The organism is Flavobacterium sp. W1B, from assembly GCF_047344965.1.
Taxonomy (GTDB): domain Bacteria; phylum Bacteroidota; class Bacteroidia; order Flavobacteriales; family Flavobacteriaceae; genus Flavobacterium.
This window is the reverse complement of the sequence record NZ_CP178845.1, coordinates 1,972,428-1,994,843: the sequence shown is the minus strand read 5'-3', so window position 1 is coordinate 1,994,843 and position 22,416 is coordinate 1,972,428. Positions and strand designations below refer to the sequence as shown.

Sequence of the window (22,416 nt, the reverse complement as noted above, 5' to 3'; positions counted from 1 at the left end):
GCTAGAAAATGAAACCATTAAGAAATTTAGCTTAATCTCTTAATTGTAAAAAACTAAAATTCCACTTCTTTATTTGTATCTGTTAAGCACATCATACAATGACATAACGGTAATTACAGGTTTGGCTATTTTGCCTTCAAACGAAATTCTCATTGCTTTCCCGGGCTCTAAATCCATATAATTATCACTTAACTTTCCTTTGTATCCTTCAATCTCTATATATACATATTTTGCAGGTTTAGTAGCCATGAGGATAATTTCGTTTCCTTTTAGTTTCCAACTTATATGCGGATTTTCTAAAGCCAAATCAATAGGACGAGTCAGATCAATTTCCGGAACAATATCATCCCGATAAGCTTCTCGCATGGCATACCATGCGGCTTTTGGCTGTCGGTTATAATAATCCGTTACACTCCAGCTTGCCACCGGCCAACAATCGTTGAGCTGCCAAACCAAAGTCCCCATATTATAAGGCGCCTTGGAACGGTGAATTCCAATTATATTTTTAAGCGAATAATACTGTAAACATTGGGTCAGATAGGTGTAATCTTCGACCTTCATATTTTTCACTTTGGTGGAATCAATGAAATAACGATTCAAATAGGAATTCAACTTTGCAAAACCATTACCTGCTTTTTGATGCGCTTTTATAACATCCGAAAATAAATAACGATCTTCCTCAGCGGTAAACTTTTTTACCGTCGAATAATTAGGCATGGCCTGCATTCCGTATTCACTCACAAAACGGCCGGTTTTGTTTTTCGTCACTTCAATATCTTCCAATCCCCACCAAGTTCCCCAATAATGGCTATCACCTTCGGTTATGCTTTGTTTTCTGCCCCAACCAAATAATGGTGAACTACTAATATAAGGTCGTGTTGGATCCACTTCCTTAACCCATTTTGGAATACTGTCTTGAAAAAGTCGAACATAATCATTCCACAATCGAGTAGAATCCTGTTTAGACATCTTCATCGATTTTTGCCAACCCCAATTATTGAATGCTTCGTCAACTTCATTATTTCCACACCATAAAACAATACTCTTGTGATGACGCAAACGTTTTACTTGGTATTTCACTTCTTCTTTTACATTGTCAAAAAAGGCTTTATCACCCGGAACCATTGCCCCAGCGAACATAAAATCCTGCCAAACATTAATTCCGTATTTATCGCATAAATCATAAAAATAATCGTCTTCATAAATCCCGCCACCCCAAACACGAAGCATATTCATATTGGCATCTTTGGCCATTTTTACAACTTTTTCGTATTCTTTTTTAGTAACTCTCGAAAGCAATGCATCCGACGGAATGTAATTGGCCCCTTTCATATATACCGGTTTGCCATCAATTTTAAAATAAAATGATTTCCCGAGGCTATCCGGCTGTTGTACCAATTCTATTTTGCGGCTTGGAACATATTCTTTCTCTTTTGGTTTTTCATTATAAGCCTCTAATCTTACTTCTTTCCAAATGCCACAAGTTGTTAATTTTGGTCCCCAATCCCATCCAAAATGATATTGAGCTTTACGAACATAAACACGAGGGTTATCCGGAATCACAAATGGTAAATCTTTTTTAGCCAATGAATCAACCACATTTTGTGCCGATTGAAACACAATCTTTAATTCATTATTTCCTGAATGCAAAATCGATTTCACATCAGCTCTCCATTGGCGAAACATATTGTCGGCTTTCAGCAGCAATTTTCCATTAAGATACACTGTGGCATAAGTATCGAGTCCGTCAAAAACCAATTCTGCGTGCTTATTTTTAAGAGTTGTCAGACTTACCGAAAAAGAAGTTTTATATTCCCAATTCTTTTTTTCAATCCATTGTACTTTTTTCTCATTGTCGCGGTAATACGGATCCGGAATCAATTTGTTATTCAACAAATCGCTATGAACCTCACCGGGCACCGTTGCCGTATTCCATTTAGTGGCTCCTTCTTGGCGAAATTGCCAACCGTTTTTTAAAACGACTGAGCTGTTTTGGGCATTAACTACCAAAGACAAATTTGTCAGGCAAATAATAATTAACCAATAAAAGCCTTTTTTATATTTCATCATTATAGCATTTTTAAAAATTATGCAGAAATCTACAGTCAGTAGATTTCTTTTCCAAATTTACTTAAGGCAAAACTTTTCTCAAGTATAAAAGTATATTTAAATAAACTCATTAAGCTTTTTCAGATTAATACTTAAAATAAGTAAGTTTAAAATTCTATCTTTTTTGCAGGAAACATTTATAGTTTTTATGCAAAAAAAAGAGATTTAAATTTTTTCTATCTTTTTATTAATAACTAAGTTTTTATTACTCTAATCAGTTATGCTACTACTTTTATTATTAAAAATAAGCCGGGCAGATTTGCTACCCGACTCATTTTATAACTAACTCAAAATTTTAAACTAAATCATTAATGTTTAGCCCACCAAAGTGGCGTAAAGACATTGTCAGCGCCTCCAAGAAATTCTACCGCTTGCTCATATCCTTTAGGGTTTGAATTTTTTAATCCTGAAACATATTTTAACCGTTGCGGAAAGAAGCCAACCTGATTACTCATAAAATTAGAGTTTGTTAAAGCAGGTAAATTAACTAAAGGCTGTTCTATTGCCGGGTTTTCAAAGAAAGGTAATCCTAACCTTCTATGGTCATTCCATCCTTCTAACGGTAACCAAGGAGTTTGTGCAATGAATTTTTGGGTTATAATCTTTGTCAACAAATCATTTTTCACGACACCATTTTTATAAATGGTATTGTTAGGATACAAAATTGTAGCTACCCCAGCTGCGTTTGTATAGCCGTCTATATAATTCATTGTATGGCTTGCTGCTGGTTCAGTCGTATGCGTCCAACTTACAGAAGTACCAACTCTGTTGTAATCTTCAGAAGCTAAATAAGCGCTTAGATGAGAAGAAACTCCCCAATAGGCAAAATTTGCTTTGATTCCCTCCTCATAAGCTGCTTTACCACTCATTGGTACTGTCCAACCTTTGACAGAAGCCTCAGCCAACAAAAAGTAAGTTTCCCATGGAGCAAAAAAGATTCGTTTACTCTTACTTGCTCTAAATTCCTGAGACAAACGTGGCATAGTACCATTAAAAGATCTTACTTGATTTGTACTTGCCATAGTTCCCCAATTACCCACAGCAAAAGCATTCCATGTATTTGTGGCATTAATTGTCTTAACTACCGCACCACTGGTATTTAATAAATTAGCAGATGTAGTCGTAGCACTATTATCCCATGAAGGGTATTTAGAAAAATTAGGATTATCAAAATCACCCGGAATTATAAATGCTTTGTAAGCACGAGGGTCTATAGTATTTGGTAAACCATCTAACCAATAACCTGCTGCCGGTTCGTTTGTTTTCATTGTGAAATGATCCGCAAATTTCAGTCCAATATAATCTGCCGGTTTGACACTTGCATGAAAAGAAGATGCCAATTGATCTGTTGATTTAACACCACCTAAACCGATGTAAAGGTTATTTAATGTTACAGACATAATCTGTGCATTCCACTCACGACTCATTACGCCTGTCAAATCATCCCAACCTGATTTTTCTTGAACTTGAAAAGTATCCGAAACATCTTTCAACAAATCACCAGTGGCTGCTGCTTCAAATTCAGCTTTAGCTTTAGCCGGATCTACTTCAGACAAACGCATCGCTAAACGAAGACGCATCGAATTAGCATATTTTCGCCACTTTACATAATTATATTCAAAGGCAGGATCTTCTTTCTTTAAGATATCAGGGTTTACAACCGAAACATTTAATTTCTCAGAAGCATCTTTCAATTCTGCCAACAAGAAATAGTAAACATCTTTCAAATTATTAAATTCTGGATTTTTAGCCTGAAATGCCTCAATAGCTATAGGTCCGAAGTTATCAGCGAGTTCACTCATCAAATAGGCTCTCCAAATACGTGCTACTTGCTTTAAGTTAGCTGAATAAGGTTTTATAATTCCTTTGGCCTCTTTTTCATCAGCTACCTGAATAGCTGTATTAATAGAATTTAACCAACCTGCAGAACTATTGTAATAAGCAGTAGCCCAGCCATCATCAAAAGTACCACCTGATATTCCAGTACTTAGCATTTGATGCCCTGCCGTTTTCCAATATAGAACAAAAGATCTTTCAGCTACGTCTGGATTCATTTGTGCCCCGATTATGGAGTTATTTATAAAATACTCCACTTGCACCTGATCTGCATTTGCAGCAGTAGGATCTGTGTTAATCTCGTCGAAATTGTCGCAAGATACTAGCATAGCGACTATTGTCAGAGCCAAGCTTGATTTTTTTAATATATTTTTCATGATATAAATTTTATAATTGATTTAAAAACTCAATGCCAGATTTACCAAAAAGGTACGCGTTGTTGGTGCTCCCCCATTTTCAAAACCTACAGCATTAGTACCAGTTGCAAAAACAGATTCTGGATCAAGACCATTCATATGACTTTTAATCATCCAAACATTATTACAAGAAACACCTATTTTAGCCTTTTGTATAAACGTTTTCGCTAAGAAACTAGAAGGAAAATCATAATTTAACTGAACATTTCTTAGACGGATATTAGAAGCATCATATATATTAGCTTCAGTTATTCCTAAATTACCAGATCCGGCAACCCTATCCCAATACAATTGAGGAGTAACTGTTTTTGTGTTTTGCGTATAACCTGAACCGCTTGTAACAACGCCATTCACTACAATATTATCTCTTAAACCATTTACCACAGTTAAAGATGAATTCCCACTTGCTTGCATGTCAGCTAAAGTTCCTGAGAACATTTTACCACCAATTCTTGCATCAATTAAAAATGCCAAAGAGATCCCTTTATAAGCAAAAGTATTAGTTAAACCAAACATACCTTTTGCTTGTTGGTTTCCTAAACTTACTGTTGGTCCATTATCTGCTTGTGGCAATCCGTTTGCATCAATTATTAACTGTCCGAATGAAGGACTGGTTTTATCAGTAACTCTTAAGAATTGAGTTCCATAGATTTCTCCATATTGTTTACCTACTTCGGCTACAACAGAAACATTATCAAATCCTCCTAAACCATATTTTGTTACTCCTTCTGAAAGTGCAATAATCTTACTTTTGTTAGTTGAGAAATTAGCTGTAACATTCCACAATAATGAATTAGGATTAGTCAATATTTTCCCATCAACCACCAACTCAAACCCTTTATTTTGAATATCACCTGCATTAATTTTCTTTGCTGTGTACCCACTTAAAGGATCCAGCGGAAGGTTAATCAACTGATTAGTTGCATTTGATTTATAAACCGATACATCAAGTCCAAATCTACTATTGAAAAAGCGTAGCTCTGCACCAAATTCAGTCGATTTTATCAACTCACTTTTCACATTATTATCGTACAAAATTCTACCTCTTGATGCCGTAACGTTTCCGTTAGGATCCTTTCCTATACCATAAACATTTTCTAATTGGTAAGCATCTAGATCATTACCTACTGATGCGTAACTTGCTCTTAATTTACCATAAGAAAACCATTTTGGTAAATCTTTATTCATAGCTGTAAACATATCAGAAAACACATAAGAAAAACTCACTGAAGGATAAAAGAAAGAACGATTTGCCTTGCTTAAAGCAGATGACCAGTCGTTTCTAAAAGTAGCATCCAAGTACAAATAGCCATCATAACTAAGCTGAGCTGATCCGAAAAGAGAATTAATCGATTTTCTACTAAAACCCTCAAAAACAGAAGGATTACCTTCAGCATTATTTATTGTGAATAAATTAGGTACTACTAATTGACCTGCATTAGCACCAATTGAGGACGACTTACGTGCCATCAAATTCCCTCCTAGAGTAGCCATTCCTCCAAATTTCCCAAAAAGGTCATCTTTTTTAGCTACCAGCAAAGCTTGGTAATTCGTTTCGGTAAATGTTCCTTTTCCTAAACTATATCTTCCTGTAGGACTCAAAGGACTACCACTGTATGTTCTTGCGTTAGAATTATTGGTATACATATCAGCACCTCCCTTAATTTCGGCATTTAACCAACTGTTAAATTCGTATTTCAAAGAAGCATTCATCATAAAACGGTCTCTCACATCTTCATTAAGATTATATCTACTTGCCCAATAAGGATTAATACCGCTTCCACTTCCATACCAAATCATATTACCATCAGTATTAACGGCATCTCTAAATTGTCTTATATCTAGTGATCTTGGAAAGAGATTCAATAGATAAAATGGGTTACTACCATTAGGTCCACCTACTGTTCTATTATGTGCTTTTGCATTGGTATATTGAAATTTAGTATCTACAGTCCAACGATCTCCCTCACCAAATTTAGATACAGCTCTTGCTAGTAAGTTCGTTCTTCCAAGTTTAGCACCAGGAACCATGCTAAGATCTTCCATACGGTTTATAGAAGTATAAATAGATGTTTTCTGAATTGATTGTTGAAACGAAATACTGTTGTTTTTAGTTATACCGCTTGCGCTAAAATAATTACCAACATTATCATAAGCAGCTAACGATTCTGTTTTCCCATCCCAGTTCACTACACTTTGTCCTGCAATTTTAGGTCCCCAACTCGCTCCTGAAAGTCGTTCAAATACACCATCAGATCCCTGACCAAAATCATTTTGCATTTTGGGTTTAGTAAAAATACTTTCAAAACCAACAGATGAAGTAAAAGTAATCCCAAGTCCTTTTTGCTTTTTACCAGTTTTAGTAGTGATCAAAATTACCCCGTTACCCGCTCTGGATCCATAAAGAGCTGCTGCCGAAGGACCTTTTAATACCGAAAGACTTTCAATATCTTCAGAATTTAAATCTGAAATACCATTTCCCATATCAAGACTTGGGTTCCAATAATCATTATTAGAAGCACCTGTAAAGTTATCCATAGGTACTCCATCTACAACGATAAGTGGTTGGTTATCCCCTGTTAGAGAGTTGAAACCTCTTAAGACCAATTTTGAAGATCCGCCAGGACCAGCACTGGAACGAACCACTTGCAATCCTGCTACTTTACCCGTTAAGGCATTAGCTAAATTGGGCTCTCTTGCTTCAACCAGACTTGTCCCTTTTATTTCTTGAACAGCGTAACCCAGCGATTTTTTTTGTTTTTTAATACCTAAGGCCGTTACCACAACCTCACCTAACTCTTGTGAACTGGCCGCTAAAACAATGGTGATATTATTTTCATTTGCTGCAACATCTACTGATTTCGAAACAAAACCAATTGATGATACTGCCAGAGTTGCTTTACCTGCGGGAACACTTACGGTAAATTTTCCGTCAAAATCTGTTATTGTACTAATGGATATCCCTTTTACCTTTATGGTAGCGGAAACAATACCCTTGTTATCCGCATCTGCGACTACACCTGTTATAGATCGGTTTTGTGCTACTGCACCTAGGCAGCTAAACACAACTAATCCTAACACTGCTAAAATTCGTTTCATAAGCATTTGTTTTTTGGTTTTGGTTTGTAAAAAATATTAATAAAATAAGAATTCAGTTTCAATCTATATTTATTGGTTCACCCCTTTATATTTGCATTTCTTGCTTTTACATTTTACTAAATCGATTTAGTAAAAAGATAAAAAAATAGAATTTACATCTTTTTAAAAATAAATTCTTTTTTGGAAACGCATTCTCTACCTAAACAACCCTTTTAATTTTTTATTAGTTTTATGCCTTCAACACCTTCTTAATCTATTAGCTTTATTTTCTAAAACGATTTAGTAAAATGTTAAAAAAGCAAAACCTCAAATTAGAGAACTTACTTATACCGATTCTCTCTTTACTAATTTTCCTTTTAAAAGTACTTTCTCAACCACAAAATCATCTTCTTTTACCATTTGATCCATAAGCAACGCAACTGTTTTTATTGCAATAGCATCTAATGGTTGCTCAACAACAGATATAGATGGCGAATGCAATCTAAAACTATAATGATCATCAAAACTGATAATAGACAATTGCTCCGGTATCTTTAATCCTATTTTTCGGATAGCCTGAATACCTGCAAGTCCCATATAATTTGCCAAAAACAGCACTCCATCTATTGCTTTATTTTTTTCGAAGAACTGAATCATCTCTTCAATTTTATTTTCTTCACTACTATGATAATCTAAATGAAGAATCAGTGATTCATTATAAAGACCTGCCTTTTTCATGGAATCTGCATAGCCTTTCTCTCTTAATTGCATTTGGATCATCCCAGAATTATTATTGATCAAGGCAATATTACGTCTCCCTTTTTCTATCAAAAACTCCGTTGCTGAATAAGCTCCTTCATAATTATCCATAACCACATGGCTAACATCCTGTCCTGGAAAATACCTATCGATTAAAACTACAGGCTTTTTCATTTTTAAGAGTTGATCAATGCTTTTGTCTAACTTCTCTGTTGGAGTAATGATAAAGCCATCTACATTTGCCTGAAGAAGACTCTGTACCAACTCTGCAGACCTTTCATCATCATTACCTGTACTGCAATAAAAAACTCTATAGCCCAACTTCTTTGCCTCTTCTTCAATTACTTTTGCAAGAACAGAAAAAAACTGATTAGAAATATTCTCAACAATAAGGCCTATCGATCTTGTCTTTCCTGTTCTAAGACTCGTCGCAATCATATTAGGTCTGTAATGTAACTTATCCGCAATATCTTGGACTTTCTTTATAACCGCCTTACTTATACCCATTTTTTCACCTTTATCATTAAGTACAAAAGATACTGTAGATATAGAAACCTGAGCTTCTAATGCAATATCTTTAATGGTGATTTTTTTCATCTAATGGGTTATTTTTTTTCTTAATACTATCACAAATATATATAAAAACATTTACAAAAACGTTTTAGCAAATATTTTTTTTCAAAGAAGTGTTTTTTTATTGTTAATAAAATATCAAAAACTCCGAAGGTGATGTTTTTTACAATGATATCATTATAATTGTACAATTCTTAAAATAAGTATAGAATACGATTTAGAACGGATTCTATACTTACTAAGTCTATTGATTTTATTCCAAAAAAATATTTATGAAATGAATACTTCTAAAATTGACGCCTTACCTTTGAGTAGGTATACATCCATTGCTGCAGGTATTAAAACAGTATCCCCTTTTTTGTATTGAAACTTATAATTTTTATATTCGATTTCAAAACTACCTTCTATGCACATATAAACAGTAAAAGTCTTACCATCTTTATTAGCTGTAATTTCACCATCCAATGGAACAAAATTAGTGGTGAAATAAGGACAATCTACAATAGAATTGGATTGATTTATCTCCTTAGTATATTCCTTAAAAGTATCAACTTTATTATAATTGATTGCATCTAGAGCCAAATCGACATGTAATTCCCTCGTATTTCCTTGAGCATCTTTTCTATCAAAATCGTAAATACGATAAGTAATATCCGAAGTTTGCTGAATTTCTGCCACAACAAGCCCTGCGCCAATGGCATGAACAGTTCCTGTTTCCAAGAAGAAAACATCGCCTGATTTTACTTTTACATCATCTAGTAAGTTCAATAAAGTTTGGTTTTTTAGGCTCTGAACATATTCCTCAGGATTTGATTTCTCTTTGAAACCCACAATTATTCGAGCGTCATCATCGGCTTGCATGATGTACCACATCTCCGTTTTGCCAAAAGAATTATGACGCTTTTTTGCTAATTCATCATTTGGATGGACCTGTATTGACAAATCTTCACGAGCGTCTAAATATTTAAAAAGCAACGGAAATTGTTTACCAAATTTTGCGTAAACTTCTGTTCCCAAAATTTCGTTTGGAAATTCCTCAATGATATCCGTCAATGATTTCCCTTTCAAAACACCATTTGCAATTGTGCTTACATCTCCTTCTACAGTTGATAATTCCCAACTTTCTCCAGTAATTTTTGATTCAATTGGCTTATTGAGAACCGTTTTGAGTTTTTCACCACCCCAGATTCTTTCTTTTAAAATCGGATTAAATTGCAAAGGGTATAATTCTGCATTCATATATTTTTATTTTTTAATGATTATTGGCTTTAGCGTAAGCGAATCTAACTAATTATCTAAAATATCAATTGTAAATAAGCGGCAATATAAAACTCCAAAAAGTGATAAACTAATTTTATTCCGACTTAAATAATAGCATCCAAACTATTTAAATTATGATTAAACAATTATAATTTTAGCATCTGAAACTTAGAAACTGACCCAAAAAATATTTTCAATAATTACTTTAATCAAATATCATCTAAATCGATTTAGCAAATGTATTAAAAAATCATTACCATTAAAACATAAATATCTAGCTTAAATAGTACAAAATCGAATTCTATTCTTTAAAACCAGAATCTAAAAGATTATATTATTTCAATACATCTTTAAACAATGTACGAGCAATCAATAGCTTCATTATTTCATTGGTTCCAGCGTATATTCTCGCAACACGATTATCAGTATACATTCGGGAAATTGGGTAATCCCACATATAACCATAACCACCAAATAATTGCAAACATTCATCAACAACATTACAGCACATATCGGTTGCAGAATATTTAATTATTGAGGCACTTTCGGAACTTAATTTATGTTCTACCAATAATTCGATGCATCGATCTAAAAAAGCCTGATGAATTTGCATTTGCGAAGCACACTCTGCTAATTTAAATTGGGTATTTTGAAATCCGGCAATTGGAGTTTTAAAAGCAGTTCGCTCCATTGTATAAACAATCGTACTTTCAATAGCGCCTTGAGCACAAGCTACCGCATTAATTGCCACTGTGAGTCTTTCTCTGGCTAATTCCTGCATCATTATTTTGAATCCCATCTTTTCATCACCAAGTCGGTTCACTTTTGGAACTTTTATATTATCAAAAAAGAGTTCTGCTGTATCTTGGGACTTCATTCCAATTTTTTTGAGAGGAAATCCTTTCGTAAAACCCTCCATTTCGGCTTCTAAAATGAGTAAAGTAATCCCCTCATTATCCGTTTTAGGGTTCGTTTTCACAGCCACAATTACCATATCACACATATAACCATTGGTTATAAAGGTTTTTTGTCCATTTACTAAATAATAATCCCCCTTGTCTTCAGCCGTTGTTGTTATGGCCTGTAAATCGCTTCCACAGTTCGGCTCGGTCATTCCTATGGCTGTAATCATAGTTCCTTTGGCCATTTGTGGCAAATATTTCTCCTTTTGAGCTTCTGTCCCATATTTTAATAAATAGGGAGCAACAATATCAGAATGCAACGAAAAGCCTGGTCCGTTAATTCCTTTTTTGGCCAATTCTTCGATTAACAGTGAATTATAGGTAAAATCCAATCCTGCACCTCCATACTTTTCCGGCATATCTAAACACAATAACCCTAATTCTCCGGCTCGCTTCCATATTTCACGACTTACCATACCTTTCTTTTCCCATTCTTCAATCTGATCCAAAATCTCATTCGAAATGAACTCCTGAATCATATTTTGCATCATTTTATGCTCTTCGGAAGCATAAATTTTTCGCTCAATTAAAATATTTTCTAACATATATTTTACGGTTTACAATTTTCAAAATAGAATTGAATCATTAAAGATGTAGAAAGACAATAAATCAATATTTTATTAAATTCAGATGAAATCTGATGTTTTATGAATAAAACAAAAAAATCATTTTCCTCTAAACCAAAACATAAACTATTGATCCTATTGCAATTTACAAGATTTTTGCTTTCAATTGCTATTCTATTGGCTACATTATTTAGACAGTTTTAATAGACTAGAATGTTTTCTTCAAAAAACTCGCTCGTAAAAACAAAAGAGTAATCTAAAAACCACAGTTCAGACCTACAATCAACTACAAACCAATATTTTGACCTAAAACAAAATACAATGTATCGATATATTAACCATAATTTTCAGTAAATTTGTGTAAATCATTTGATTATGGAAATTCGAATCGAAGCAATCCAAATTGCAGAATCCTTCAACATCAAAAAATTTCGCGCAGAATTTCGCGCAGAAGTCCATTCAGGTTCCACTACCGAAGTCTTTTATGCTATAGAAAATAATGAACGTTTTGTATATGTTTTTGATTATGGCGTAGTGGTTTTTGCCAATTATGATGCCGTTGCCAAAAGTGAATTCATGCTCTTCATAAAAAATTATGCAACTAACCTTGTAAATTTGGATTTATCTGAAGAGTACCGAATTGAAACTGATGAAAAACTGCAAAAAATTACAGTAAAAAACAATTTTGCTACTGTTCCTATAATAGATTCCTCGATTTTACGCATTATGATGCTCAATATTGGGCAGTCGGTAGCATTAGAGCATTATGAAGTATTGACGGATGAACTTATTTCTTCATCAAAATTGTATATTCAACAACTCGAACAAGAAGGTAAAATCAGGATTTCAAAAATCAATTTGCTCAAATATATTGGTAAAGTACTGAATATTAAAAACAGTATTGTCGATAACTTATACATATTGGATGACCCAAATTTAGTTTGGGACAACGAAGAACTTAATTTACTCAACCGACAATTAAAGGCTAATTTTGATATCAATACCCGCTTCAAAGATTTGGATTATCGCCTACAAATCGTGGAAAATAATTTGACTCTTTTTACAGATGTATTAAATGTTCGGGAAAGCTCGCGTCTGGAATGGATTGTTATCATTTTAATTGCAATAGAAGTAGTTATGGCATTTTTTCATTGATAATAAAACAATTTCAATTTCACTGCTTTTCACTTTTTTATAAAGCTTCCAAAGTCAGATTTGAAATCACGGATTTATCTTTTTTCAGAATATCTTCATCAGTTGCAAACGAGTCTTTTTTCTTAATCAAAAGCCACGCATTTTTCTGCTTGATTTTTAGTTTCACCAATGCAAATTCACCTTTTAGCTTTTCCCCATTTAAAATAAAACCAAGATGCTCATTCTCTAAATTGGATTTAAATGTATTTCCGATAGAATTTATATCTTGAGTTTCATCCGTTAAAGTGTAGGTTCCATGATCCCAAACTAACACTTTACCGGCGCCATAATTTCCTTCAGGAATAATGCCTTCAAAATCTTTGTAGGCATACGGATGATCTTCTACCATAATCGCCAGTCTTTTGTCCTCTGGGTTCATCGATGGGCCTTTAGGTATAGCCCAACTTTTTAATACTCCGTCTATTTCCAGTCTAAAATCATAATGTAAATGAGTCGCAGCGTGTTTTTGAACAACGAAAACCAATTCGGCTTTTGGTTTTTCCTCCTTAGCCTGGGGTTCGGTAGTGGAATTAAAATTGCGTTTTTGAGTATATCTATTTAATGACATTTTGCATCGAATTATCATTGAAGCTGATAAAAAACTTTAAAATTTGGGATTCACCAAACTAACAGTAAAAATATTCTCGTCACTAATGATTCAAAAAAAAGCTAGCTTTTCTTTCCGTCATTCTCTTCTAAATCATTATGATTATCACCGCCAATGCTATAATGTCCATTTTCTTCATCTTCATTTCCAATATTTTCTTGTTCATCATCTAATTCTGAACCAGGAACATCCAAGTCACCTCCGGAAACATCTTCCTCAAAATCTTTTTCATTCAATTCTCTTCTGTTATTTATTTCAACAGGAGCTTTCTTTTGAGTTATGTCTTCGGGATCTATATCGCTCTCCTTATGAAACTTATTGTAAATATCTTCCTTAGGTGGATACAAGAGCGAATCCGGCAATTTATTTTTATCTTCCTTACTGGATTTTGGTGTAATTGGGGACGCTTTATCTTTTTTATCTTTCATAATTACAATATTATAAGAAACTAAAATTCAACACACTAAGTTAATCATTTTTATCCAAAAATATATTCTGTTTTTACTATAAAAGTGGATAATCAAATTAAAATCGACCAAAGAAACACATCATCTATTTTTTAAATTATTTATAAAAAACCTTCGCCAAATTGATTTCTTTGATTAAAATTATTCCAGTAGTACAAAAAAAAATATCTTTTTATCCTTTCTGTTTTTTTTCAGTATTTAATGTTAATTAATTGGTCTATTTCATGAAATTAAAGAAAAAAATAGCGAACTTTGAATACAGATACACTTGATTTACAGATAAATACAATAAAAAAACCCATTTCTAATTAAGCAAATTTTAGTACTTGGATAAAGTGTTTTTTTAGCACTTACCAATAAAATAAACAGCACACTTAAAAAAGAAAAAAAAATGGAACAATCAAAAACAATGAAAGCACTCGTATATGGAGGTCCGGGTAAAATTGAATTAAAAGACGTACCATTACCAAAAATTGAAAAAACCACAGATGTAGTGGTAAAAATACTTAAAACTACCATTTGCGGTACAGATTTGGGTATTTTACACGGAAAAACGCCATCTGTAAAACCCGGAACGACATTGGGGCACGAAGGTGTTGGTGTAGTTGAAGAGATTGGAACTTCTGTTAGGAATTTTAAAAAAGGTGATCGTGTAATTATATCCTGCATCACTTCTGACGGTAGTTGCGAATATTGCAAAAAACAAATGTATTCTCATTGTGAGGATGGTGGCTGGATATTAGGGCATCTTATTAACGGTACACAGGCCGAATATGTACGTATTCCTCATGCTGACAACAGTCTTTATCTTATTCCTAAAGGATCTGATGAGGAAGCTCTAGTCATGCTAAGCGATATTTTACCTACAGGGCACGAAATTGGAATTATTAACGGTAATGTAAAACCTGGAGACACTATTGCAATTGTAGGAGCCGGTCCCATAGGAATGTCAGCCTTACTTACTGCTCACTTTTACTCCCCTGCTAAAATTTATATGATTGACCTTGATGAAAATCGTTTGGAAACAGCTAAAAAATTTGGCGCAACAGATACGATTAATTCCGCAAAAGAAGACGTTCTAAAAAGAATTCAATCAGAAACTAAAGATGGCGTAGATGTAGCTATTGAAGCAGTTGGAGTTCCAGCGACATTTGATGTTTGTCAAAAAATAGTGCGCCCCGGAGGACATATCGCCAACATTGGCGTTCATGGAAAACCGGTAGAATTGCAAATTCAGGATTTATGGATTCAAAACATTACAATAACCATGGGATTAGTAAATACGAATACCACCCCAATGCTTTTGAAAACAGTATCTTCTGGAAAACTGGAACCTGCTAAACTAATTACCCATCATTTCAAGTTGAAAACAATCCTTGAAGCCTATGAAGTTTTTGGCAATGCAGCAAAAGAAAAAGCAATGAAAGTGATTATTGAGCCCTAAAAATGATTTCTTGAATAACTTGTGTAATCTATTTTTAAAATAAAATAAATATGAACTTATTATCTAAAAATGTGATTCCGGGAAATCACGGTCGAGTTTTCGGAACAAATGCCATGGAAAACAATGACTTATCCCATATAAAAACCAAGTTATTAGAATTGGATGGCATCAAAGATGTTATATTGAATACCGAAATTTTCCCAAGAGAATTTACCGTACACACTGACAAAATAGTCTCTATAAGTGAAATTGAAAAAACAATTAAGTCCTTAGGTTTTCATGCAATCCCAAAAGGAATTTTTGAATTGTAAAATCTATCGAATTAATTTAGAATACCATTCCCATAAAATAATATTGCTTTTAAATTACAAAATATAAGGAATCCCAAAATCTAATGTAGATTTTGGGATTTTGTAATTTATATCAAAAAACAAACATCCAGCTTTCTATCGATACTAAGTTACTGCTTCACCCGAGAAAAGCACAATTGGTTTTACTTTAGCATTTTTACTATTTCTAAATCACGCTGATGGTATAGATTAGTGATAACAAAACACAATTTATTTTAAAAAAAATAAAAATAAAATTCTTACATATATTTCAATTTATGATTGCCTTTATTTTATGTTTGCAAAATATAATTAACCAATATAGTAACAAATTTCAACCTTATATTTTAAAACAAAAACTATGTTAAATCGGATTAAAACAAATATCATTTTATTATTAGGAGTTATTAGTATGGGCTTGGGTATGCCTATACATGCAGCTGAACCACCAAAAATCTATGTCTTATCTAAATATGGAATTCACCCAAACACCCGCGCAAATAGTACAGAAATAATTAATCAAGCTATTCAAAAAATAGTTTCCCAAGCCGGAAAAAACACACCTATCATTATAAAATTCAAAAAAGGTCGCTATGACTTCCATCCAGAGGGTGCTGTAAAACGGGAATATTACATATCAAATCATGATCAGGATAATCCAAAAACAGTTGGTATTGCTTTAGAACAGATTAATAATATCACTATCGACGGTCAAGGCTCTGACTTTATTTATCATGGTAGAATGTTACCGATTTCATTAATTGAAAACAAAAACTTAACACTTAAAAATATCCATATCGATTTTGAACAGCCCCAAATCTGTCAAATAAAAATTATTCAAAACGACACTTTATCGGGCTCAATAACATACCAAACAGCTCCTTGGGTCACTTACACGATTAAAGACGGAAACTTCTACAACACAGGCGAAGGTTGGGAAATGAAACCTACAGCGGGTATTGCATTCGAAGAAAAAACAAAGCGAATTGTATACAATACCAGTGACATTGCTGTAGGTACATCGCAAGTTGTAGAATTGTCAAAAGGCATTATTAAAGCAAATAATTGGAAAAACAAAAAATTAATCCCAGGTACAGTTGTAGCAATGCGCAGCTGGCAAAGACCCAATCCAGGCATTTTCGTACACAAGGGAAAAGATATTAAATTAGAAAACATCACGGTTCATTACTCAGAAGGAATGGGTTTGCTGGCACAATTGACTGAAAATATCTACTTAGAAAAATTCAATGTTTCGCTAAGAGGCAAAAATGACCCTCGTTATTTTACAGCTCAAGCAGATGCAACACATTTTTCAGGCTGTAAAGGTGTTATTGTTTCCAACAATGGTTTGTATGAAAATATGATGGACGATGCAATCAATATACATGGTACTTATCTGAAAGTAATCAAAAAACTTGACAATAAAACTGTAATCGCTCAGTATATGCATGACCAATCTTATGGTTTTGACTGGGGCTACAGCGGAGATTCGATACAGTTTATTCAATCCAAAACAATGGAACTTTGGGATAATAAAAATACCATTCAATCTATTGATATCATTCGTAAAAAATCAACTGACCCAATTCGAGAATTTAAAATTGTATTTTCAGAACCTCTAGATTCCTTTATTGATCCAACAAGAACGGATATTGGAATTGAAAATTTGACGTGGACTCCAAAAGTAGTATTCAAAGGAAATACAATACGCAATAACAGAGCACGAGGAGCCTTATTCAGTACTCCTCAAAAAACTATCGTTGAGAACAATCTATTCGATCACACTTCAGGAACTGCTATTTTATTATGTGGAGACAGCAATGGTTGGTATGAGACGGGCACTTGCCGCGATATTACTATTCGCAACAATAAATTTATCAATGCGTTGACAAATATGTTTCAATTTACCAATGCGATTATCTCTATTTACCCAGAAATCCCCGATTTAAAAAATCAAAAGAAATATTTTCATGGTGGAATTAAAATCGAAAATAACGTTTTCGAAACTTTTGACAAACCTATTCTATATGCAAAATCAGTCGATGGCATTACTTTTATCAACAATACAATAAAAACGAATCAAGAATATCCAGCATTTCATTGGAATAAAAAGGAAATATTTTTTGAGCGTGTTATTAACAGTAAAATATCTAACAACACTATTAATGGAAAGCCATTTACATTCAATATTAATGAATAACAATTATTAACTATCAAAAAAAACGTTCCATTTAAACAGCATTGCAATCCATCATTGATTAATTTTACGCTAATAAAAAAACTTGCCTTAACTTTGCTGTCAGTATAAAGCCAACATCCGAAAGCTTTGAAATTGCAATAAACAAGCAGCTTTTAAAAAATTTAAATTTATGAAAACACATCTTGCCCTACTTCGTGGCATCAATGTTTCAGGACACAATATGATTAAAATGGATGCTTTGCAAAAAGCATTGGAAAAAGCAGGATTTAAAGACGTTAAAACCTATATCCAATCGGGAAATGTATTTGTAAGCACCCCCGAAGAAAACCCTGCGGCTGTCGGGTTCCATATTAAACAGGAAATTTTCAAAACTTTCGGACATGATGTTCCGGTTGTGGTCATTGCCAAAGAAGATCTGTTGGCCTGTCTTAAAAACAATCCTTTTTTGAAAGAACAGGAAGTAGATACTAAAAAACTTTATGTCGCTTTTGTGTCCACGGTTTTAAATGACCAAAGTATTCATGACCTTAAGATGAGTTCCGTGAAACCCGATGAAGTTCATATTGATTCTAGCCGAATTTTTATAAAATATGCCTTCTCTGCCGGAAAAACCAGATTGGATCAAAAATACATTGAAAAAAAGCTGAATCTAACCGCTACAATACGAAATTGGAACACGGTTTCTAATTTACTTAAAATGTATGAAGAATCGGAAGAATAACAATCCATATTCCCAATTATAAAAAAATCCCAAAATCTATCGAAGATTTTGGGATTTTTATTTGAATCAAAAGAATAACAATTACTGTTCGATTGGTAAAATTATCGAAGGTGTTATCTGCTCTAAAACCTCAAATGCAGTTTCAGCCATCTTGTTTCCTTTAGTATCCAGAAGCGGGTTTATCTCAACAAATTCAACACAAACTACCTTTTGGCTTTTAATAATTTGGTTGATGATATCGATTATTTCATATTGATCAAATCCTTTTGGCACCGGTGTTCCTGTTCCGTACGAAATCATGTCGCAATCCATAGAATCCACATCAAATGAAATATAAATCATATCACAATTTGACAACCTTGCCAATGCCTCTTCAACACAGTTTTCAAGACCTCTATAACGCACTTCATCAACCTTATAATTCTTGATCTTAAATTTTTCAATTTGCTTATCCTCTGCCTCTTCGGTATCCCGAACTCCAAAATAGATTAAATCCTCTGGAACCACTTTGGCTCCCGGATAACCAATGTTTTTCAATGCTTCCCAATGCTTCTTTGTTTCAGGAATAATTTTATTGACTTGGCAATTTAGATTATCTTCACCTAAAGCTGCCGCCAATGGCATTCCGTGAATGTTTCCCGAAGGAGAAGTATAAGGCGAATGCAAATCGGCATGAGCATCAATCCATACAACACCAAGTCTTTTATCCGGATAAACAGCTTTGATACCGCTAATTGTTCCCAAAGCCGAAGAATGATCCCCAGACAAAACAATTGGAAAAAAATTCTCCTTTAAATTATTCTTTACACTAGAACAAACTCGGGTACACTGCTCTAAAACATGCTCTATTCTCTTGGCAAATGCGTTTCTATTTTTATCGTATATCGATTCATTATGCGATTTCACATCATCAAACTCAAATCGATTAAAGTAATCACTATTTTTATTAATCGCTGCAATTTCGATAGCATCAATTCCTAAATCAGAGCCTCTTGTCCCTGCTCCTATATCCGACCGGTTTTTTATAAGCTTAATAAATCTCTCCATGCCTTTGTTGCTATTATTTGAAATCGTTTAATGCCTTTTCTATGATTGCAAGGCAGTCTTGGATTTGAGTTTCGGTAATAACCAATGGCGGAGCCAATCTTATTTTATTACCATGGGTTGGTTTTGCTAATAATCCATAGTCTCTAAATTTTAGACAAATTTCCCAAGCCAATGTAGATTCTTCATCACAATCAATAACAATCGCATTAAGCAATCCCTTGCCTCTCACTAAAGAAATCAATGGATTTCTTGAGGCAATATCATTCAAACCTTTTCTTAAAATAATCCCCAAACGTTCCGCATTCTCCGACAAATTTTCGTCTTTGACAACCTCCAAAGCTGCCATTGCAACTGCCGCAGCAATAGGATTTCCTCCAAAGGTAGAACCGTGTTGCCCTGGCTGGATGACATTCATAATTGTATTATTGGCCAAAACTGCCGAAACCGGATAAACTCCGCCCGAAATCGCTTTTCCTAAAATTAGAATATCGGGTTGCACATTTTCATGATTCACCGCCAATAATTTCCCAGTACGTGCAATTCCCGTTTGAACCTCATCTGCAATAAACAAAACATTATGCGCTTCACAAAGTGCTTTGGCTTTGGCTAAATAACCTTCGGTAGGAACATAAACACCAGCTTCTCCCTGAATAGGTTCTACTAAGAAACCAGCGATATTTGTTGTTGATTTTAAAACATTTTCCAATGCTTCGGTATCATCATAAGGAATTTTTATAAATCCTTCTGTAAACGGTCCAAAACTCTTGCGAGCACCTTCATCATTTGAAAACGAAATAATAGTGGTCGTTCTTCCGTGGAAATTATTCTCACAAACAATAATTTGTGCTTGATTCTCCGGAATTCCTTTTACTTCATAAGCCCATTTTCTACACAATTTCAAAGCTGTTTCAACCGCTTCGGCACCGGTATTCATAGGTAATACTTTATCGAAACCAAAATAGTTCGTCACATATTCTTCGTAAACTCCAAGTTGGTCATTATAAAACGCACGAGATGTTAATGTCAGTGTTTGTGCTTGTTTTACCATTGCCCCAACAATTTTTGGGTGACAATGCCCTTGATTTACTGCAGAATAAGCCGACAAGAAATCATAATATTTTTTTCCGTCTACGTCCCAAACAAATACACCTTCTCCTTTATCAAGTACTACAGGTAATGGATGATAATTATGGGCTCCATATTTATTTTCTTTCTCTATTAACACTTCTGACTTCGAAGAAAGCGTTGGATGTGTTTGTTCCATGATATCTATTTTTTGAAAATTTTAAAACAAAAATAAGAATGTTTTTTTATTTCACAACTAAATTAAGTATTTTTGACTTGTTTTGCTTTTTAAAAAGTCAATTTAATCAAATAAAATACATAAAAAAGTTATATTTCATTTTCGACATAAAAAAACTGAACTATAAAAGTGAAATACACTTAGTAGCTATAAAATTACGACTATTTAAAACAAATATTATGGATGTATTAGATGAATTCGATATTAACATTATTAAAGAATTGGAAAAAGATGGACGAATGGCTTTTTCGACCATTGCCAATACTTTGAAAATTTCGAACACCATGGTGCATCAACGCATCAATCGCTTAATAGAACAAAACATCCTAACAGGAATTAAACCTATTATAGATGAAAAAAAAATAGGATATGATTGGGGCGCTTTTACCGGACTTACCTTGACTAAAGATGCAGATTCCAGTAGAATCATTGAAGAATTAAAAAAAATTCCCGAAATAACCGAATGCTATTATGTCACTGGTTCCTTCACATTGTATATAAAAATGATTGCCCGAAATCATGAGCACATGAGAAAACTGCTTTATGAGAAAATCGATAATATTCCCGGAATTTCAAAAACAGATTCTATGATTGAATTGGGTTGCGCTTTCAAAAGAAATATTTCCTTATAAACTTTTTTATTTTAAAAATACCAAAATAACAAGCAAGTAATTTATTCTGATACAGAAAGTTAAATATCTACATATAATTCAGATATTTGTATAAAAATACGGTATTATGAAAAATTATAGCATTCTAATTTTAGGATTATTTTTATTTTCAAATAGTACTTTTGCCCAACTTAAAGAGGTAAAATACAAAGACGAAAATCAGGTTTTGAATGGATATAAAATTCAGCCAACTAAAAAAACGGAATCAAAACCGGGAATTCTAATCCTTCCGGCTTGGAAAGGAATCGATAAAGTATCCAAAGATATCGCAACCGACTTGGCTCATCTAGGCTACTATGCCTTTATTGCCGATATATATGGCGAAGGCAATTATCCAAAAAACAATAGCGAAGCGGGTCAAAAAGCAGGCTATTACAAAACCAATTACAAAGACTATCAAAACAGAATTGCTTTAGCCTTAAAACAGTTAATTAACGCCGGCGCAAATCCCGATAACATCGTAGTCATTGGCTATTGTTTTGGTGGAACGGGTGCACTTGAAGCCGCTCGCGGACACCTCAACGTAAAAGGTGTGGTTTCCTTTCATGGCGGACTAGCAAGAGATGCCTCAAGACCAACTGAACCTATTACCGCAAAAGTAATGGTTTGCCACGGTGCAGATGATCCTTACGAATCCAAAGAAGAAATTGCCGCTTTCCAACAAGAAATGCGTGATACAAAAGCCGATTGGCAAATGATATATTACGCCAATGCCGTACACTCATTTACCAATCCGGAATCCGGAAATGACAACTCCAAAGGCGCAGCTTACAATGCAGTCGCAGCTAAACGCGCTTTCGAACACTTAAAACTATTTCTAAACGAAGTCTTAAAGAAATAATTAAAACCCAATTGCCATTTCAAATTACCGTTT

The 22,416-nt window shown here is 33.8% G+C and carries 17 protein-coding genes; 7 read left to right on the top strand and 10 right to left on the bottom strand.

Annotated features, from left to right (window positions below):
* Positions 1–69: 69 nt before the first annotated feature.
* The 6 genes from ACMDB5_RS08705 to ACMDB5_RS08680 form a co-directional block, all read right to left on the bottom strand.
* Positions 70–2,070: a beta-mannosidase gene (locus ACMDB5_RS08705; RefSeq protein WP_413997873.1), complete on the bottom strand. Its 2,001-nt coding sequence runs from the start codon at positions 2,068–2,070 to the stop codon at positions 70–72.
* A 347-nt stretch (positions 2,071–2,417) separates the two neighbouring features.
* The gene (locus ACMDB5_RS08700) at positions 2,418–4,322 is read right to left on the bottom strand and encodes a SusD/RagB family nutrient-binding outer membrane lipoprotein (protein WP_413997872.1); all 1,905 of its coding nucleotides are present in this window, start codon (positions 4,320–4,322) and stop codon (positions 2,418–2,420) included.
* 21 nt (positions 4,323–4,343) lie between these two features.
* Positions 4,344–7,460, bottom strand: coding sequence for a SusC/RagA family TonB-linked outer membrane protein (locus ACMDB5_RS08695; RefSeq protein ID WP_413997871.1), 3,117 nt, complete (start codon positions 7,458–7,460; stop codon positions 4,344–4,346).
* Positions 7,461–7,784: 324 nt separating this feature from the next.
* The gene (locus tag ACMDB5_RS08690; RefSeq protein WP_413997870.1) at positions 7,785–8,795 is read right to left on the bottom strand and encodes a LacI family DNA-binding transcriptional regulator; all 1,011 of its coding nucleotides are present in this window, start codon (positions 8,793–8,795) and stop codon (positions 7,785–7,787) included.
* Positions 8,796–9,041: 246 nt separating this feature from the next.
* Positions 9,042–10,010, bottom strand: a complete 969-nt coding sequence (locus ACMDB5_RS08685) for a type I phosphomannose isomerase catalytic subunit (protein WP_413997869.1) — start codon at positions 10,008–10,010, stop codon at positions 9,042–9,044.
* Between the two features lie 355 nt (positions 10,011–10,365).
* On the bottom strand, positions 10,366–11,538 hold the full coding sequence (locus ACMDB5_RS08680; protein WP_413997868.1) for an acyl-CoA dehydrogenase family protein: 1,173 nt from the start codon (positions 11,536–11,538) through the stop codon (positions 10,366–10,368).
* Between the two features lie 396 nt (positions 11,539–11,934).
* On the opposite strand from ACMDB5_RS08680, the gene ACMDB5_RS08675 reads away from it, so the two are divergent.
* A complete protein-coding gene (locus tag ACMDB5_RS08675; protein WP_413997867.1) occupies positions 11,935–12,714 on the top strand; it encodes an RMD1 family protein in 780 nt (259 codons plus the stop codon).
* A gap of 37 nt (positions 12,715–12,751) precedes the next feature.
* Here ACMDB5_RS08675 and ACMDB5_RS08670 read toward each other — a convergent pair whose 3' ends face one another.
* Both ACMDB5_RS08670 and ACMDB5_RS08665 read right to left on the bottom strand, forming a co-directional pair.
* Positions 12,752–13,321: a DNA polymerase ligase N-terminal domain-containing protein gene (locus ACMDB5_RS08670; protein ID WP_413997866.1), complete on the bottom strand. Its 570-nt coding sequence runs from the start codon at positions 13,319–13,321 to the stop codon at positions 12,752–12,754.
* A gap of 101 nt (positions 13,322–13,422) precedes the next feature.
* Positions 13,423–13,788 carry a hypothetical protein gene (locus tag ACMDB5_RS08665; protein ID WP_413997865.1) on the bottom strand — a complete coding sequence of 122 codons (366 nt, stop codon included), beginning with the start codon at positions 13,786–13,788 and terminating at the stop codon, positions 13,423–13,425.
* 430 nt (positions 13,789–14,218) lie between these two features.
* Between ACMDB5_RS08665 and ACMDB5_RS08660 the strand changes: the two genes are divergently transcribed.
* The 4 genes from ACMDB5_RS08660 to ACMDB5_RS08645 all read left to right on the top strand — a co-directional run bounded on the left by ACMDB5_RS08660 (position 14,219) and on the right by ACMDB5_RS08645 (position 18,521).
* On the top strand, positions 14,219–15,271 hold the full coding sequence (locus ACMDB5_RS08660; RefSeq protein WP_413997864.1) for a zinc-dependent alcohol dehydrogenase family protein: 1,053 nt from the start codon (positions 14,219–14,221) through the stop codon (positions 15,269–15,271).
* Between the two features lie 50 nt (positions 15,272–15,321).
* Positions 15,322–15,582 carry a heavy-metal-associated domain-containing protein gene (locus ACMDB5_RS08655; RefSeq protein WP_413997863.1) on the top strand — a complete coding sequence of 87 codons (261 nt, stop codon included), beginning with the start codon at positions 15,322–15,324 and terminating at the stop codon, positions 15,580–15,582.
* 379 nt (positions 15,583–15,961) lie between these two features.
* Positions 15,962–17,800, top strand: a complete 1,839-nt coding sequence (locus ACMDB5_RS08650) for a right-handed parallel beta-helix repeat-containing protein (RefSeq protein WP_413997862.1) — start codon at positions 15,962–15,964, stop codon at positions 17,798–17,800.
* Positions 17,801–17,969: 169 nt separating this feature from the next.
* Positions 17,970–18,521, top strand: a complete 552-nt coding sequence (locus ACMDB5_RS08645; protein ID WP_413997861.1) for a DUF1697 domain-containing protein — start codon at positions 17,970–17,972, stop codon at positions 18,519–18,521.
* Positions 18,522–18,602: 81 nt separating this feature from the next.
* Here the strand turns inward: ACMDB5_RS08645 and rocF are convergent, their stop codons facing one another.
* Together rocF and rocD are read right to left on the bottom strand one after the other, a co-directional pair.
* Complete coding sequence (rocF, locus tag ACMDB5_RS08640) at positions 18,603–19,568, bottom strand: arginase (protein WP_413997860.1); 966 nt, start codon at positions 19,566–19,568, stop codon at positions 18,603–18,605.
* A gap of 13 nt (positions 19,569–19,581) precedes the next feature.
* The gene (rocD, locus tag ACMDB5_RS08635) at positions 19,582–20,832 is read right to left on the bottom strand and encodes an ornithine--oxo-acid transaminase (RefSeq protein ID WP_413997859.1); all 1,251 of its coding nucleotides are present in this window, start codon (positions 20,830–20,832) and stop codon (positions 19,582–19,584) included.
* 218 nt (positions 20,833–21,050) lie between these two features.
* On the opposite strand from rocD, the gene ACMDB5_RS08630 reads away from it, so the two are divergent.
* Positions 21,051–21,503 (top strand): Lrp/AsnC family transcriptional regulator, encoded by a 453-nt coding sequence (locus ACMDB5_RS08630; protein ID WP_413997858.1) that lies wholly within the window; start codon positions 21,051–21,053, stop codon positions 21,501–21,503.
* A 106-nt stretch (positions 21,504–21,609) separates the two neighbouring features.
* Positions 21,610–22,383 carry a dienelactone hydrolase family protein gene (locus tag ACMDB5_RS08625; RefSeq protein WP_413997857.1) on the top strand — a complete coding sequence of 258 codons (774 nt, stop codon included), beginning with the start codon at positions 21,610–21,612 and terminating at the stop codon, positions 22,381–22,383.
* The last annotated feature ends 33 nt before the right edge of the window (positions 22,384–22,416 follow it).

Bases quoted from the DNA above. Each gene is read 5' to 3' on its own strand.
- ACMDB5_RS08630 (WP_413997858.1), top strand. From the start codon at position 21,051: ATGGATGTATTAGATGAATTCGATATTAACATTATTAAAGAATTGGAA.
- ACMDB5_RS08650 (WP_413997862.1), top strand. From the start codon at position 15,962: ATGTTAAATCGGATTAAAACAAATATCATTTTATTATTAGGAGTTATT.
- ACMDB5_RS08660 (WP_413997864.1), top strand. From the start codon at position 14,219: ATGGAACAATCAAAAACAATGAAAGCACTCGTATATGGAGGTCCGGGT.
- ACMDB5_RS08655 (WP_413997863.1), top strand. From the start codon at position 15,322: ATGAACTTATTATCTAAAAATGTGATTCCGGGAAATCACGGTCGAGTT.
- ACMDB5_RS08645 (WP_413997861.1), top strand. From the start codon at position 17,970: ATGAAAACACATCTTGCCCTACTTCGTGGCATCAATGTTTCAGGACAC.
- ACMDB5_RS08700 (WP_413997872.1), bottom strand. From the start codon at position 4,322: ATGAAAAATATATTAAAAAAATCAAGCTTGGCTCTGACAATAGTCGCT.
- ACMDB5_RS08665 (WP_413997865.1), bottom strand. From the start codon at position 13,788: ATGAAAGATAAAAAAGATAAAGCGTCCCCAATTACACCAAAATCCAGT.
- ACMDB5_RS08625 (WP_413997857.1), top strand. From the start codon at position 21,610: ATGAAAAATTATAGCATTCTAATTTTAGGATTATTTTTATTTTCAAAT.
- ACMDB5_RS08685 (WP_413997869.1), bottom strand. From the start codon at position 10,010: ATGAATGCAGAATTATACCCTTTGCAATTTAATCCGATTTTAAAAGAA.
- rocF (WP_413997860.1), bottom strand. From the start codon at position 19,568: ATGGAGAGATTTATTAAGCTTATAAAAAACCGGTCGGATATAGGAGCA.
- ACMDB5_RS08695 (WP_413997871.1), bottom strand. From the start codon at position 7,460: ATGAAACGAATTTTAGCAGTGTTAGGATTAGTTGTGTTTAGCTGCCTA.
- ACMDB5_RS08680 (WP_413997868.1), bottom strand. From the start codon at position 11,538: ATGTTAGAAAATATTTTAATTGAGCGAAAAATTTATGCTTCCGAAGAG.
- ACMDB5_RS08690 (WP_413997870.1), bottom strand. From the start codon at position 8,795: ATGAAAAAAATCACCATTAAAGATATTGCATTAGAAGCTCAGGTTTCT.
- ACMDB5_RS08705 (WP_413997873.1), bottom strand. From the start codon at position 2,070: ATGATGAAATATAAAAAAGGCTTTTATTGGTTAATTATTATTTGCCTG.
- ACMDB5_RS08675 (WP_413997867.1), top strand. From the start codon at position 11,935: ATGGAAATTCGAATCGAAGCAATCCAAATTGCAGAATCCTTCAACATC.
- rocD (WP_413997859.1), bottom strand. From the start codon at position 20,832: ATGGAACAAACACATCCAACGCTTTCTTCGAAGTCAGAAGTGTTAATA.
- ACMDB5_RS08670 (WP_413997866.1), bottom strand. From the start codon at position 13,321: ATGTCATTAAATAGATATACTCAAAAACGCAATTTTAATTCCACTACC.